The sequence below is a fragment of the Proteus sp. GOKU genome (assembly GCF_015475555.1).
Classification (GTDB): domain Bacteria; phylum Pseudomonadota; class Gammaproteobacteria; order Enterobacterales; family Enterobacteriaceae; genus Proteus; species Proteus mirabilis_B.
The window spans coordinates 3,035,212-3,049,224 of the sequence record NZ_CP034105.1 but is presented as its reverse complement, the minus strand read 5'-3'; the positions used below and the strand labels follow the sequence as shown (position 1 = coordinate 3,049,224).

The window sequence follows — 14,013 nt, the reverse complement described above, 5'->3', positions numbered from 1 at the left end:
ATATTAAGGTTTTGCGGAATCCACCAGTATTTGATAGTGATCTTGTCTCCAAAGAACAGGCTTTGGCTTATCCTTGATCCACTGGTAATAGGCATTTTTTAGCTCTGTCACTTTTTGTGGATTTTGTTTGGCAAGATCGATTGATTCAGCCGGATCACTTTTATCGTTAAAAAGTTGAGGCTGATTTTTTCCATCATCATAAAAATAGAGTGCCCATTCGCCGTCACGTACAGCCCAAGCACCTTTAGAGAGTTTTTCTAAATTAGGATTTGTAGGTGGTGTTTTACGTTGATAGGTTATCCATTGATGATATCCGTGCCAAAACTCTTGGTTTTCTTCGCTGTAATGTTTAGTACCGGGGCCGGCCCAATAAAGATAATTGTGAGGGGATTTTGTTGTTTCACCTTTAAGTAAAGGCATGATGTTTTTCCCTTCAACATTTAGATTGTCGGGAATAGCAATACCTGCTGTTTGTAATGCCGTCGGTAAAATATCAAGTGCAGAGATCATCTCATCACTTTTCATTCCGGCTGGAATAGTACCGGGCTGATAGGCAATAAAAGGCACTCTAACGCCACCATTAAACATTTGCCCCTTAAAGCCTCTATCCATTGCATTCATTGGCATTGGCGATTCATTAACTGCGCCATTATCTGATAAGAAAAAGATCAGCGTGTTTTCCAACTCACCGTTTTCTTTTAACTTTGCAATAATTTGACCAATCCCTTCATCGGCTGCATTTAAGGCAGCAAAGTATTTGTCTGCTTCAACATTACCAGTATCAAACTTCTCCATATATTTAGTGGGTGAAGCTTGTTCTAGCGGAATATGAGGAACACTGTAAGAGAGATTAATAAAGAAAGGTTTATCTTTATGTTCATCAATAAATTTTAATGTTTCATCTGTTAAAAGATGCGTGGTATAGCCCGGAGCAGGAACATTGACACCATTACGCCAAAATGCAGGTGAGTTCCATAAAGCTACGCCCGATGCATAATAACTAAAGTCATAATCGAAACCGCGCTCATGAGGAGCATAACCTGCTTCTGGTGTTGAAATCATATTGTCGTGATAATCGCGAGTTTGCTTACTTTCATTAATTTTCGGTTTGCGAATAACTTTTGCATTATGCCATTTACCAATACTGGCAGTGGCATAGCCATTTTCTTGGAAAAGTGAAGGTAATAGTTTGATATCTTGGGGGATACCTAAAATGGCATCGTCATTACTGTAAGTACCAAAGCTTGCTGGAGAACGCCCAGTAAAAATACCCGCTCGGGAAGGACCACAAACAGGATGGGCAACAAAGGCATTGGTCATTTTAGTGCCATTTGTTGCCATTTCACTGACATTGGGCATAGCAATGCGCGCCGCTTCTACCATTTTATTGATATCGCCTTCATAACGTGGCGGTGTGGGTCTTTGCGCTAACGCATCAACATCTAAGGTATCCAGTACAAAATCAAGTTGTCCTGTACCTAAATCATCCATCACTATTAATAAAATATTTGGCTTTTCAGGCGTACCACCTGCATTAGCTGAGATTGGAATGCTTAAACACGATGTAGCAATCAGCCCCGCTAGTAGGCTTTTTTTAACAGAAAGTAAGGTCACGGATTGTCTCCAGAATAAACAAGATAAAATAAAAGAGGGGTTACTTTAGGTAGTTTCTTTTCATTGCAGGAAGCGCATCACTAGCAAGACCTCCCCGTGAAATGGCTTGCTGCATTAGTTGCATACCTATCGCTGTATGATGAAATATTTGTTTATAAGAGCGACACAGGTAGTTATGGCGATGTTTTTCACCTTCAATAGCAATAATGCGATGTTTAGGGCAACCGCCATAACATAAGCTTTGTACTTCACATTGCTTGCAGAGGCTGGTTTGTTTGTCATATTTATTTTGACCAAAGCGCTGTTGCTGTTTTGAAGTGGCTAAATGAGCAAGGTTATTTTGATGGATATTGCCTAAATTATTGGCGGGATAAACATAGTGATCGCAAGAATAAACATCACCATTGGCTTCAATGATCAATGCCTGACCACAGGTTTTAGATTGAATGCATGTTGATGCAGGATATCCCATCCATGTGCCTAACAAACTATCAAATAAACGAATGTATATTTTTCCAATATCGCCTTGGCGTATCCATTCATTAAACACTTCAGTCATAAATTGTCCGTAGCCTTCAGCAGGAACGGAAAATGGCGCTAATTGTGCATTGGGACCCGGAGCGTAATGACCCCCGTGAGTATGAGGAAAGCGTCTATCAACTTCGACAATTGGGATAAATTGAAAGAAGGTTGAGCCTAATGCTTTTAAGGCTTGATAGGTTTCTTTTCCTTTATTCCAATTTTGGTCATTAACGACAGTGAGTGTATTAAATTCAACGCCATACTCGTTAAGTAGGTTAATTGCCCGTTTTACTCTTTCAAAAGTAGGGCTTCCATTAACCGAAATACGATATTTATCATGAACGGCTTCAATACCATCAATTGAAACGCCTAATAGAAAGTGGTTATCAGCAAAGAATTGCGCCCACTGGCGATTAATGGCGATTGCATTGGTTTGTACACTATTTGTAATCGTTTTGCCGTTAGCAAATTGCTTTTGGTATTTGACGACTTGTTCAAAGAAAGCTAGCCCTGCAAGCGTTGGCTCACCACCTTGCCATGAAAAATCAACCTGATCGCCACCGTGTGATTGAATATAATCTTTAATATAACGACGCAGCACACCATCAGGCATGACTATATGACCAGCCTCTTTTTCTTCATCTTGAAAAATATTTTCTTTTTCCAGATAAAAGCAGTATTCACACTTAATATTACAGTGGTAGCTTGTAGGTTTTGCCATCATATGAAAATAAGCAGGTTGATTTAATGCCATTAGTCATTTCCTGAGTTTCTTTTTTATCCTGTTACATTACGTAAAATTTATCAAAACAAAAGAGATTAAAATCACAAATACGAAATATCGAAAGTAATTGAAAGTTATTTTCGAAAGTTTAGAGTGTGGGTTTTCGATTTCAATACTTTCGATTTGATACTATTTCAGGGTTTATTGACTATTTGAGCTATTTATCTTGATTTGTTTTTCGAAAATAAATGAATGTAGTGAAGTTTTACTCTGTATTTTTTGAAGTTTAGTTGTATTAAATCTATATTATTGTGTTTTATATAGCGATATATGGTGTAATCATAAGTATAGCGTTGCGTTATATCATTTTATTTATTGGAAACTGGTGGCCTCAAGGCTATTATTGAAGCTACACGAAAATAATCGTAAGCAATCGATGGTGATTCGAAACTTTGTGAAAGAGATCAAAAGTTTTGTTTTTTTGCATTGTCGGTAAAAATTGGCGTAGTAAACTACATTCGAAACCAATCGAAAGAAAGTCTTTTGGTTTCGTAAGGAGACGAAAGTGAAAGCGGCAGTTGAGAGGCGTATGGAAATCCTCGATATGGTAAACCAACAAGGTAAAGCCAGAGTCGAAGATCTCGCTGAATTATTCAAAGTCTCAAGTGTCACTATCCGCAGCGATCTAAGTTTTCTTGAGAAAAATGGTTATATCGTTCGTTCTCATGGTGCAGCAATTCCTAATACAGGATTTATTGCCGAATTGAGTATCCACGAAAAACGTGGGCAAAACGCGAGCATAAAAACATTAATCGGGAAAGCTGCCGCAACGCTGATAAAGGATGGAGACACCGTCATTCTTGACTCGGGGACAACTACTCGCGAAATCGCGACACATTTAAAGTCGCGCGAAAATGTAGTGGTCATGACTAACGGTCTGGATGTCGCAATGGAGTTAGCAAATACCTCAGGTGTGGAAGTATTAATGACCGGTGGTGTATTGCGAAAAAGTGCGTTGTCTTTTTCAGGCTCACAAGCTGAAAATAGTCTTAGAAATTACCGGTTTGATAAGGTTTTTCTAGGCGTTGACGGATTCGATTTACGCGTTGGTATCACCACACACAATGAACAGGAAGCCAGTCTTAACCGTTTAATGTGTGATATCTCAGAAACGATTATTGCGGTTGCAGATTCTACGAAATTCAGTAAACGCAGCTGTCATATGATCAGAGAATTTGGTGATATCGATATCTTAGTGACCGATTCAGGTATCCCTGAAGAATATATTCAGGAACTGAAAGAGCACAAAATCGAAGTGATTATCGTCGACGATAAGGCATCGTAATTTGCTAACTCCATTAGCAACACCGCCGGTGTTGATTATGGAGTTAGTATTTAATGCATCCTTTAGAAAAGATTGTTCAGCAACACAAATCAGGCAAACAGAATGGCATTTATTCTGTTTGTTCTGCCCACCCTTTAGTAATAGAAGCAGCTCTATTACAAGCGCTGGATAATGATTCCTTTCTGCTAATTGAGGCCACCTCTAATCAGGTTGATCAGTTTGGTGGTTATACGGGAATGACTCCCGCTGACTTCTACCAATATGTCATTGAACAAGCTGAAAATGTGGGTTTTCCTATCGAGAAACTTATTCTTGGTGGTGACCATCTAGGGCCTAATCGTTGGCAACATCTTAACGCTGAAGAAGCGATGGCAAATGCAGATGTGTTGATTGCACATTATGTTGCCGCGGGTTTTAAAAAAATTCATCTCGATTGCAGTATGTCTTGTGCTGATGATCCAATTCCTTTAACGGATGAAATTGTGGCATCTCGCGCAGCACGCCTTGCTGTGATTGCAGAAAACACAGCAAAAGAGACATTCGGCACAAGTGATATTGTTTATGTTGTTGGTACAGAAGTTCCCGTTCCGGGCGGTGCTGCTGAAGAACTTGATACTGTTGAAGTGACTTCACCTGATGCCGCACGCAAAACATTAGAGTGCCATCGCCAAGCTTTTCAAAATGTGGGCATTGGTGATTGTTGGGAACGCGTGATTGGTTTGGTTGTTCAGCCTGGCGTTGAATTTGATCATACGGGGATCATTGATTATCAACAAGAAGAAGCACAAGCATTAAGCCAAGTGGTAAATGATTATTCTCATCTTGTTTTCGAAGCCCACTCTACGGATTATCAAACTAAAGAAGCTTATAAACAGTTAGTTCATGATCACTTTGCCATTTTAAAAGTAGGACCTGCATTAACTTTTGCAATGCGTGAAGGTTTATACGCACTTTGCTCTATTGAAGAAACATTATTCCCTCAAGAACAGTGCTCTAAATTACGTGAAAAAATGGAGCAACTGATGTGCCGTGAACCGGGCTTTTGGCAAAAGTACTATCATGGTGATGAGCGTCAACAAGCCTTTGCTAGAGTGTATAGTTTTAGTGATCGTATTCGCTATTACTGGCCTGATGCTGAGATTAATGCCGCCATCGACACATTAATGGATAACTTATCTATTAAACCTATTCCATTACCGTTACTAAGCCAATATCTGCCTTATCAATTTACCCAATTTAGAGAAGGCATGATTGACGGATCGCCTGAATCTTTTGTTATTGCGAAAATTCGTGATGTGTTATCGGTTTATGCCGATGCGTGCTATGTCCATTAATTGAGGGAAACCATGGAATATTTAAGTTATCAGACCGCTCAATTAGAGCAACTGAATGCATTTTGGACTGCGAAAGAAATTGAGCAACAACCAGAATGTTGGAAGAAAACATGGCAATCAGTAAAAGAAAAACGTGCTGATATTGAAGCCTTTTTAAATAAAGCGCTGGCAGTACCTCATGCGCGAATTATTTTAACTGGCGCGGGTACGTCTGCATTTGCTGGGAAAGCATTGGCTCCTATTTTAAGTGGCCATACAAAACGTCGCGTCGATGCGATTGCAACAACTGATTTAGTGGCTGATCCACAAGAATATTTAGCAGAAGACATTCCTACGTTATTGATTTCTTTTGCACGTTCAGGCAATAGCCCTGAAAGTGTGGCTGCATTAGATGTTGCGACTGAATGCCTATCACAGTGTTATCACTTGGTGCTGACATGTAATGCAAATGGCAAGCTTTATGAGTATTGCCAAAATAACAGCAGTGCATTGGCATTGTTGATGCCTGAAGAATCAAACGATCGTTCTTTAGCGATGACCTCTAGTTTTTCATCCATGATGATGGCTGCGGTAACCATCTTTTTAGGTGATAACGTTTTTAGTGACTCGATTGCTCCGTTTTTTAGTCACTATAAAGCGCAGTTTAATAAAGCAAATCAAATTATTAGGGATAAATACGCCGGGAAGTTTAAACGAGTTATTTATCTTGGAAGTGGTGGATTACAAGGCTTAGCACAGGAAGCTGCGTTGAAAATGTTAGAGCTTACTGCGGGTAAAGTGGTTGCTAGTTTTGATACTCCACTAGGCTTTCGACATGGACCTAAGTCTATCGTAAATAAAGAAACTTTAGTGGTGATGTTTTTCTCGAATGATCCTTATACACGTCAATATGAGACTGACTTATTACGAGAGGTTATTCACGATAATGCATCAGGCAAGGTGATCGCGATCACCGCACGAAATGATAACGCTTTCTCACCAGAGAGTTTTGTTTATATTCCTGCGTTAGAGAACTGTTCTGATGTGGCGCTATTGTTCCCTTACTTGATGTTGGCGCAATCATTCGCATTTCACAGTTCCATTGCACTAGGGAATACGCCTGATAATCCGTCTCCGACAGGAGAAATCAACCGTGTTGTACAAGGCGTCACAATTTATCCGTTCTCACACAAAAAAGACGACACACAGTCTGCTTTAAATTAATAAAATATAATAAGAGAGCTAATCATGAACACACCGAATATTGTCTGGACCCGCATTGATGAACGTTTACTCCATGGTCAAATCCGCATTACATGGGGTAAACATACAGAAGCAAACCTGATTTTAGTGGCTAATGATGATGCAGCAGAAGGCCCTAATGCCGCATTTATGCAAGCAGGAATGAAAGCGTCAGCGGGTGGTGAATACGCTGTTCGTTTCTTCTCTATTCAAAAAACTATTGATGTTATTAGTAAAGCATCGCCTCGTCAGAAAATTTTTGTTCTGTGTAATAACCCAAAAGATGTTGCCCGTTTAGTGGAAGGCGGCGTGCCCATTACTCATTGTAATGTTGGCAATATGCATTTTCATGAAGGGAAACGTCAAATTGCGAAAACCGTATCAGTCAATGATGCCGACATTGAAGCGTTTAAAAGCCTCGTCGCAAATGGGGTCACTTGCACAATCCAAAACACACCCGATCAGACACCTGTTGATGTGCTAGCGCTCGCATCAGCCTGATAATTTCCTGAACAAAAAACCTGCATTAGCAGGTTTGAGGATTATTTATGATTTTTGAAGCTTCTTTAGTGGCTTTATGGGCCTTTTTTTGCGGTATAGATAAGTATGACGTTGCATTAAATATTCACAGACCACTCATTACTGGGCCTGTTGTTGGCCTGATTATGGGGGATATGCAGGTTGGATTAATTGCAGGTGCAACGTTAGAACTCGCATGGTTAGGATTGGTTCCTAACGCTGGTGCTCAGCCGCCAGATGTGACTTTAGGTACGATTGCTGCTGTTGCTTTTGCAGTAATGACAAACCAATCACCTGAAGTTGCCATGGGAATTGGTATGCCTATTGCGGTGCTAATGCAAATGCTCGTGATTGGTTTCTTTGCTATGACGGCTTTCACAATGGGGAAAGCGGATAGATATGCGGAAAGAGCTGATGCAGCCGGAGTTTCTCGGTTACTTATTATCACAATTACGGTACGTTCATTACTCTATGCTTTAGTTGCCTTTGTGACGGTCTACTTTGGTGAACATGCGGCTCAATGGATTGATGATAATACCCCGAAAGTGTTGCTTGAAGGCTTAGGCATCGGAGCGAAAATGGTTCCTGCTATTGGTTTCGCAATGTTGTTGAAAATCATGTGGTCAAAAGAAGTCGCTGGTGTGTTCTTCATTGGTTTCGTGATGACAACCTATCTAAAACTCCCAATTATGGCAGTCGCGATTTTAGGCGCATCAGCTGCTGCGCTCTACTTCTTCTTTAGTGGTAACAACAAAAATACAAGTCAGCAGAATGAGGATTTCGAAGATGGTATCTGATAATAGCACCGCATTGAAAACGCAGGATAAAACAGAAACGGGTTCTTTGATTGATGGCATTGATGAGTATCAAGATACCACCGTCAGAAAAGTTATCACTAAAGGCGACCTTTGGAAGTGTGCATTCCGTGGTTTGTTTATGGAAGGTAACTTTAACTTTGAACGTATGCAAGGTGGTGGATTTGCCTTCTCGATTATCCCAGCATTAAAGAAGATCCATGGGAACAATAAGCGTGACTATGCAACATCACTGAAAAACCATCTGCAATTTTTTAATGCCAGTCCTAAGCTGTTTACCTTTTTATTGGGTACAGCCGTTGCAATGGAAGAAAACAAAGAAAAACCATCGACTGTTAACGTGATGAAAGTTGCGGGAATGGGACCAACAGGGGGCATTGGTGATGCTATCGACCATATGACTCTGATGCCACTGACATTAGCATTGGGCGCATCTATTGCTATGGAAGGTTCGATTGCGGGGCCTTTTGTTTTCTTCTTCTTGTATCAAATTGTTCACTTTTTAGTGTATTTCGGGCTGATGTTTATGGGCTATCGCGCAGGAACCGCTGCGATGGTCAATATGAGTGATGCCACCGAAAAGCTAGCTAAAGCTGCCAATATTATGGGTATCTTTGTCATTGGGGCGCTCTCCGCGACCTTTATCAAGGTGCAAACCACCGCCTCGTTAGAGCTGGGAGGAAAGGTGGTTGAATTGCAAAGCGCGCTCTTTGACAAAATCATGCCGAATTTACTACCTCTGTGCTTGGTTTTCCTGATGTACAAAATGGTGAAAAGCACCGGTTTTTGGGGTAAGCCTCCGGTATTGATTTTCTCAACTCTTGCATTTGGCGTTGTCGGTCACGTATTAGGATTCTTATAACAGAGAACCTTTACCACCGTCGTTATTGTCAATCGAGAAATACATTATTAACTTGCTATAAACGGGCAGGAGAGGTTTCTGCTGCCCGCAAGGAGTCACTCATGATAGGTCTTATTGTTTCAGGACATCTTAATTTTGCCTCTGGTATGGCATCAGCCGTAAAAGCGATTGCCGGTGAGCAAGAAGATATCGCATTTATCGATTTTGTTGAGTCAATTTCTCCTGATGAACTTGAAGAAAAAATGCGTGAAGCGATTAACTCAATGTCATGTCAGCAATATCTATTTTTAACAGATTTACCCGGTGGAACCCCTTGTAATCGTGCAATGGCAATTATGATGCAAAATCCTGCTGTTGAAGTGTTAGCCGGTGTGAATCTACCGATGATCGTTAATGCGGCTTTCGAACGAGAAGGGTGTTCAACATCAGAGTTAGTACAAACATTACGCGAAATAGGTCAAGACAGTATTCAAGATATTCGTGAGCAATTGGCACTAATAGACAGCAATGATGCTGAAGAAGAAGACGGTTTATGAGCCAGCAATATGCCATTTTAGCCGACAGAACCTTTACACCAGAAGGCATTCGTTATCTTTGCTATGTCCGTGTTAAAGGCGATGTTATTGAATCAATCACCACGCAAGCGCCAACAGATTGCCCCATTATTCGCCTAAAAGGGAAATCGTTACTACCCGGTTTTGTGGATATTCATATTCACGGTCGTGAAGGTGCTGACGTAATGGATGCGACTCAAGAAGGGTTACAAACCATAGCTGATGCGTTAGTGAAAACAGGTGTAGTTGCATGGGTTGGTACAACAGTAACAGCACCAATGGATGATATTCGCCAAGCATTATCACAAGTACGTACATTTTTATCGAAGCCACAAACTTCGGGTGCATTGTTACTTGGGAGCTTTTTAGAAGGACCTTATTTTACTGAGCGTCATAGAGGCTCTCATCCTGTGAAATATCTAAAAGCACCAACAATATCAGAGCTAGAAACATTGCTTGAAAGTGCGGGTAACACATTATTGCGTGTCGCTGTTGCGCCGGAAGCACAAGGTTCGATGGAGGCGATTGATTGGTTGGTCAATCGAGGCATTAAACCTAGTGTGGCGCATACAGCGGCAACTTATGAACAAACATCAGATGCATTTTTACATGGTGCTGATTGTGGGGTGCATTTGTATAACGGAATGACGGGACTCCATCATCGTGAACCGGGATGTTGTGGTGCCGTGTTGTATCACAATGTATTGGCGGAATTGATTGCAGATGGCATTCATGTTCACCCCGTTATGATGCAATTAGCGTATCGCATGAAAGGTTATCAACAACTCGCTTTAATTACAGATTGCATGCGTGCTGGGGGATTACCTGACGGTGATTACACGCTGGGCGCTCAAACAGTTAGCGTCTCCCAAGGTCAGGCAAAAACAGCAGATGGCTCTTTGGCTGGGAGTACATGTAGCTTAGACAGTGCATTAAGAAATATGGTGCAACGAGCACATGTTCCTGAATGGGAAGCAGTACAAATGGCGAGTGCGATCCCAGCCGAGTATCTCGGTATCGGCGATAAGTTGGGTTATATCAAAGCAGGGCGACAAGCCAGCTTTGCTGTGGTGGATGAATGTTTTCATCTCACCGATACATTCATCAGAGGAAATCATATTTACTCTGTATCCGGGGAAAATGTATAGCTTTTTTAGTTATGCACCCATCAGTAAAAATGAGGTATTTATAATGGAAATTCGTCAGCCAATTCATAGTGAACATGCTAAAAGGCTTGATACAGAAGGACTTCGCAAGGAGTTCCTGATTGAAAACCTATTCTGTGAAGGGGAAATGAATCTCACTTATAGCCATATAGATCGTATTATTGTTGGCGGTATTGTTCCTACAACACAGCCTTTAGCATTAATGGCGGGTAAAGCGTTAGGCGTTGATTTTTTTCTAGAACGACGTGAGTTAGGAGCCATTAATATTGGCGGTGCTGGTAAAGTGGTTGTTGATGGTGATGTCTTTGACATTGGTCCTCGTGAAGCGATTTATATCGGAATGGGCGCTAAAAGTGTCGAATTTACCAGTGACAGTGTAGAAACACCGGCACGTTTTTATATGAATTGCGCGCCAGCTCATCATACTTACCCAACTCGCAAAATAACGCAGCAACAAGCATCACCAGAAAAAATTGGGAATGCAGAAAACTGTAACGTTCGTACTATTTATAAATTCTTACACCCTTCAGTTCTGCCAACATGCCAATTATCTATGGGTATGACGGTTCTTGAACCGGGTAGCTTATGGAATACCATGCCTTGCCATACTCATGAACGCCGTATGGAAGTGTATCTCTATTTTGATATGAAAGATGACAATGTGGTTTTCCATTATATGGGAGAGCCAACGGAAACGCGTCATTTGGTTGTTCGTAACGAGCAAGCGGTGATAAGCCCTAGTTGGTCAATTCACTCAGGTGTGGGCTCAGCATCTTATACCTTTATCTGGGGAATGGTTGGTGAAAATCAGGTTTTCCACGATATGGATCACGTAGCAATGAAAGATCTGAAATAACCACGAATAGTCACATTTTTCTTCTTATCCTACATATAAAAAGATGTGGCTATAAAGCCACATCCTAGAGGTTATTGTTATGAATTTATTCGATTTAAATGGCAAGGTTGCTATTGTCACTGGTTGTAATACCGGGCTAGGTCAAGGCATGGCTATTGGTTTAGCCAAAGCGGGTGCAGATATTGTGGGAGTTGGAATTCAAGATGCGCCAGAAACTCGCCAACAAGTAGAGGCATTAGGGCGTCGTTTTCATTACATTACGCAAAATTTAATGAAACAAGATGGATTACAAGCGCTGGTGGATGAAGCAATTTCTGTCATGGGGCGCATTGATATTTTAGTAAATAATGCCGGTATTATTCGTCGAGAAGATCTTTTGGAGTTTGGTGAAAAAGATTGGGACGATGTGATTGATATTAATCAGAAAACACTATTCTTTTTATCCCAAAAAGTGGCTCGCCAATTTGTGAAACAAGGAGAGGGGGGCAAAATAATTAACATTGCTTCTATGCTCTCTTATCAAGGGGGTATTCGTGTGCCTTCTTACACCGCAAGTAAATCTGCAGTAATGGGGTTAACTCGTGCATTGGCGACTGAACTCTCTCAGTACAATATCAATGTAAATGCAATTGCTCCGGGCTATATGGCAACAGATAACACAGCGGCTCTGCGTGCTGATGATGCTCGTAATGCTGCTATTGTAGAGCGTATTCCTGCTGGACGTTGGGGAACTCCTGAAGATGTTGCAGGTCCTGCGATTTTCTTAGCCTCTAAAGCCAGTGACTATGTTAATGGATACACCATTGCTGTTGATGGTGGTTGGTTAGCTCGTTAATTTCATGGAGAAATAGGATGGAACACGCTAATACAGAGACTTTGCAAAGAGAGCTTGTATTACAAAACATGAAGCGAGTGTATCGTTATCAATCGGCTAATCAAGTTCGCAGTGTTCGTCGCCGTAGTGGTAAAACCCGTTTTATTAAAGATACAGATTGGGAACGCGGTGTTTTATGGAGTTGTGTAAGTGCGGCATGGCAAGCTACACAAGACGAAGAATATCTTAATGGCATATTGAATTACACACTGCATACAGGGTTTAGAACAGGTCCTAATGCTCGTTTTGCTGATGATCATGTTTGCGCTCAAGCTTATCTCGCCATTAGCCCGCTTTTTGAACAATCTGAAGTGATTGAACCAACAATCAAAGCATTTGATATCATGCTTAATGAGCCAAAGCCTGGCCGCGAAGATTGGTGGTGGTGTGATGCGCTTTTTATGGCGCCTCCAGGATTTGCTGCATTAGCTGAAATCACCAATGAACGACGCTATTTAGATTATATGCACACAGCTTATTGGGATGCGATTGACCATTTACGTGATCCTGAAACAGGGCTTATCTTCCGTGATCATCGCTATATTCCTGATGGTCAAGGTAATGAATTACGCGAAGCTAATGGTGAAAAAGTATTTTGGAGCCGTGGTATTGGTTGGGTTTTAGCTTCGATACCTCGCATCTTAAAATATATGCCTGATGATTATCATGATCGTGAACGTTATATTGCATTGTTTAAAGAATTAGCGACCTCCATCCTAGATTATCAACATGAAGATGGTTTTTGGCGGACTAGTTTACTCGATCCCGATAATTTCCCTGCTCCAGAAAGTTCAGCGACAGCGTTATTTTGTTATGGATTAGCATGGGGAATTAATCAGGGAATATTAGAGAAAGATGTGTATTTTCCTGCATTAAATAGAGCATGGTCAGCATTACAAACCTGTATTCATGACAATGGCATGATAGGTTGGGTTCAACTTCCGGCATTTAACCCTCGTGAAGTGAAGTTTGAACATAATATGGATTATGGTGCTGGTGTTTATTTATTGGCAGGAAGTGAAGTTTTAAATCTTTTGTAAAATTGCTAGAGCTTTGATATTGACGCTTTGTTGTTTTTCTTGCGCTTCACATGCCTTCCGCGCAATATTTTCCTATCTAGGATGCCGACCAAAAAATAAGGTCGGCTTTTTTATTTTAAACTTGGGTGCTGAGATAAATACACAACTCTTGGAAAAGGAAACTGTGGGGGATCGCTCCCCCACAAGATTAATATAAAGTAAACGCTATATTAATCTGAATAATTAAATATCCAGTAGTTGGTGTGAATAAATAAGGTATTTACTCTCTAATAATACGTGATTCGATATTATCATCGTCACGATCATCAGTCCGATTAAAGAATATTTTTTCATTTCCTCTTGCACTCCGATAAAAATGGAGGCAGAATCAAATTGTCTATGTTTGAGTCCGCCTCGGTGAATATACAATATATTGGCCGGGGCTTTTCTCTTTCTGGTACTTGCAAAATGCTTGAACCAGATTGATCCAAGCACCCGCGAAGAGAATAACAAAATAAGCATTGAGCACAACACATTTATTCTCAATAATAAAGCTAGCGATTTATTTTCGTTATTTAAAATAATTAA

At 40.8% G+C, this 14,013-nt stretch carries 13 protein-coding genes; 11 read left to right on the top strand and 2 right to left on the bottom strand.

The window, feature by feature from the left end:
• Window positions 1–3: 3 nt before the first annotated feature.
• Together EHE21_RS14090 and EHE21_RS14085 are read right to left on the bottom strand one after the other, a co-directional pair.
• Window positions 4–1,614, bottom strand: a complete 1,611-nt coding sequence (locus tag EHE21_RS14090) for a sulfatase (RefSeq protein ID WP_194950987.1) — start codon at window positions 1,612–1,614, stop codon at window positions 4–6.
• Between the two features lie 40 nt (window positions 1,615–1,654).
• Window positions 1,655–2,890, bottom strand: a complete 1,236-nt coding sequence (locus EHE21_RS14085; protein WP_194950986.1) for an anaerobic sulfatase maturase — start codon at window positions 2,888–2,890, stop codon at window positions 1,655–1,657.
• Window positions 2,891–3,425: 535 nt separating this feature from the next.
• Here EHE21_RS14085 and agaR point away from each other — a divergent pair.
• From agaR to EHE21_RS14030, 11 genes are all read left to right on the top strand, one after another.
• Window positions 3,426–4,205 (top strand): transcriptional repressor AgaR, encoded by a 780-nt coding sequence (gene agaR / locus EHE21_RS14080; protein ID WP_194950985.1) that lies wholly within the window; start codon window positions 3,426–3,428, stop codon window positions 4,203–4,205.
• Between the two features lie 53 nt (window positions 4,206–4,258).
• A complete protein-coding gene (kbaZ, locus tag EHE21_RS14075) occupies window positions 4,259–5,539 on the top strand; it encodes a tagatose-bisphosphate aldolase subunit KbaZ (RefSeq protein WP_194950984.1) in 1,281 nt (426 codons plus the stop codon).
• A gap of 12 nt (window positions 5,540–5,551) precedes the next feature.
• Window positions 5,552–6,742, top strand: coding sequence for an SIS domain-containing protein (locus EHE21_RS14070; protein WP_194950983.1), 1,191 nt, complete (start codon window positions 5,552–5,554; stop codon window positions 6,740–6,742).
• 24 nt (window positions 6,743–6,766) lie between these two features.
• Window positions 6,767–7,261 carry a PTS N-acetylgalactosamine transporter subunit IIB gene (agaV, locus tag EHE21_RS14065; protein ID WP_023581440.1) on the top strand — a complete coding sequence of 165 codons (495 nt, stop codon included), beginning with the start codon at window positions 6,767–6,769 and terminating at the stop codon, window positions 7,259–7,261.
• A 47-nt stretch (window positions 7,262–7,308) separates the two neighbouring features.
• Window positions 7,309–8,076 (top strand): PTS N-acetylgalactosamine transporter subunit IIC, encoded by a 768-nt coding sequence (agaW, locus tag EHE21_RS14060; RefSeq protein WP_088494875.1) that lies wholly within the window; start codon window positions 7,309–7,311, stop codon window positions 8,074–8,076.
• Entirely contained in the window at window positions 8,066–8,956 is an 891-nt protein-coding gene (locus EHE21_RS14055) for a PTS system mannose/fructose/sorbose family transporter subunit IID (protein WP_088494876.1), read from the top strand. The genes agaW and EHE21_RS14055 overlap by 11 nt, the downstream gene beginning before the upstream one ends.
• 101 nt (window positions 8,957–9,057) lie before the next feature.
• Window positions 9,058–9,492: a PTS galactosamine/N-acetylgalactosamine transporter subunit IIA gene (gene agaF / locus EHE21_RS14050; RefSeq protein WP_194950982.1), complete on the top strand. Its 435-nt coding sequence runs from the start codon at window positions 9,058–9,060 to the stop codon at window positions 9,490–9,492.
• On the top strand, window positions 9,489–10,658 hold the full coding sequence (nagA, locus tag EHE21_RS14045; protein WP_088494878.1) for an N-acetylglucosamine-6-phosphate deacetylase: 1,170 nt from the start codon (window positions 9,489–9,491) through the stop codon (window positions 10,656–10,658). The genes agaF and nagA overlap by 4 nt, the downstream gene beginning before the upstream one ends.
• A 43-nt stretch (window positions 10,659–10,701) precedes the next feature.
• Window positions 10,702–11,532, top strand: a complete 831-nt coding sequence (gene kduI, locus EHE21_RS14040; RefSeq protein WP_098942140.1) for a 5-dehydro-4-deoxy-D-glucuronate isomerase — start codon at window positions 10,702–10,704, stop codon at window positions 11,530–11,532.
• 79 nt (window positions 11,533–11,611) lie between these two features.
• Entirely contained in the window at window positions 11,612–12,367 is a 756-nt protein-coding gene (gene kduD / locus EHE21_RS14035) for a 2-dehydro-3-deoxy-D-gluconate 5-dehydrogenase KduD (RefSeq protein WP_098942141.1), read from the top strand.
• 17 nt (window positions 12,368–12,384) lie between these two features.
• Window positions 12,385–13,446 carry a glycoside hydrolase family 88/105 protein gene (locus EHE21_RS14030; protein ID WP_194950981.1) on the top strand — a complete coding sequence of 354 codons (1,062 nt, stop codon included), beginning with the start codon at window positions 12,385–12,387 and terminating at the stop codon, window positions 13,444–13,446.
• Window positions 13,447–14,013 lie beyond the last annotated feature (567 nt).

Coding starts and splice junctions, on each gene's coding strand:
- EHE21_RS14070 (WP_194950983.1), top strand. CDS start 5,552: ATGGAATATTTAAGTTATCAGACCGCTCAATTAGAGCAACTGAATGCA.
- kduI (WP_098942140.1), top strand. CDS start 10,702: ATGGAAATTCGTCAGCCAATTCATAGTGAACATGCTAAAAGGCTTGAT.
- kbaZ (WP_194950984.1), top strand. CDS start 4,259: ATGCATCCTTTAGAAAAGATTGTTCAGCAACACAAATCAGGCAAACAG.
- kduD (WP_098942141.1), top strand. CDS start 11,612: ATGAATTTATTCGATTTAAATGGCAAGGTTGCTATTGTCACTGGTTGT.
- EHE21_RS14085 (WP_194950986.1), bottom strand. CDS start 2,890: ATGGCATTAAATCAACCTGCTTATTTTCATATGATGGCAAAACCTACA.
- EHE21_RS14030 (WP_194950981.1), top strand. CDS start 12,385: ATGGAACACGCTAATACAGAGACTTTGCAAAGAGAGCTTGTATTACAA.
- EHE21_RS14055 (WP_088494876.1), top strand. CDS start 8,066: ATGGTATCTGATAATAGCACCGCATTGAAAACGCAGGATAAAACAGAA.
- agaV (WP_023581440.1), top strand. CDS start 6,767: ATGAACACACCGAATATTGTCTGGACCCGCATTGATGAACGTTTACTC.
- agaW (WP_088494875.1), top strand. CDS start 7,309: ATGATTTTTGAAGCTTCTTTAGTGGCTTTATGGGCCTTTTTTTGCGGT.
- agaF (WP_194950982.1), top strand. CDS start 9,058: ATGATAGGTCTTATTGTTTCAGGACATCTTAATTTTGCCTCTGGTATG.
- nagA (WP_088494878.1), top strand. CDS start 9,489: ATGAGCCAGCAATATGCCATTTTAGCCGACAGAACCTTTACACCAGAA.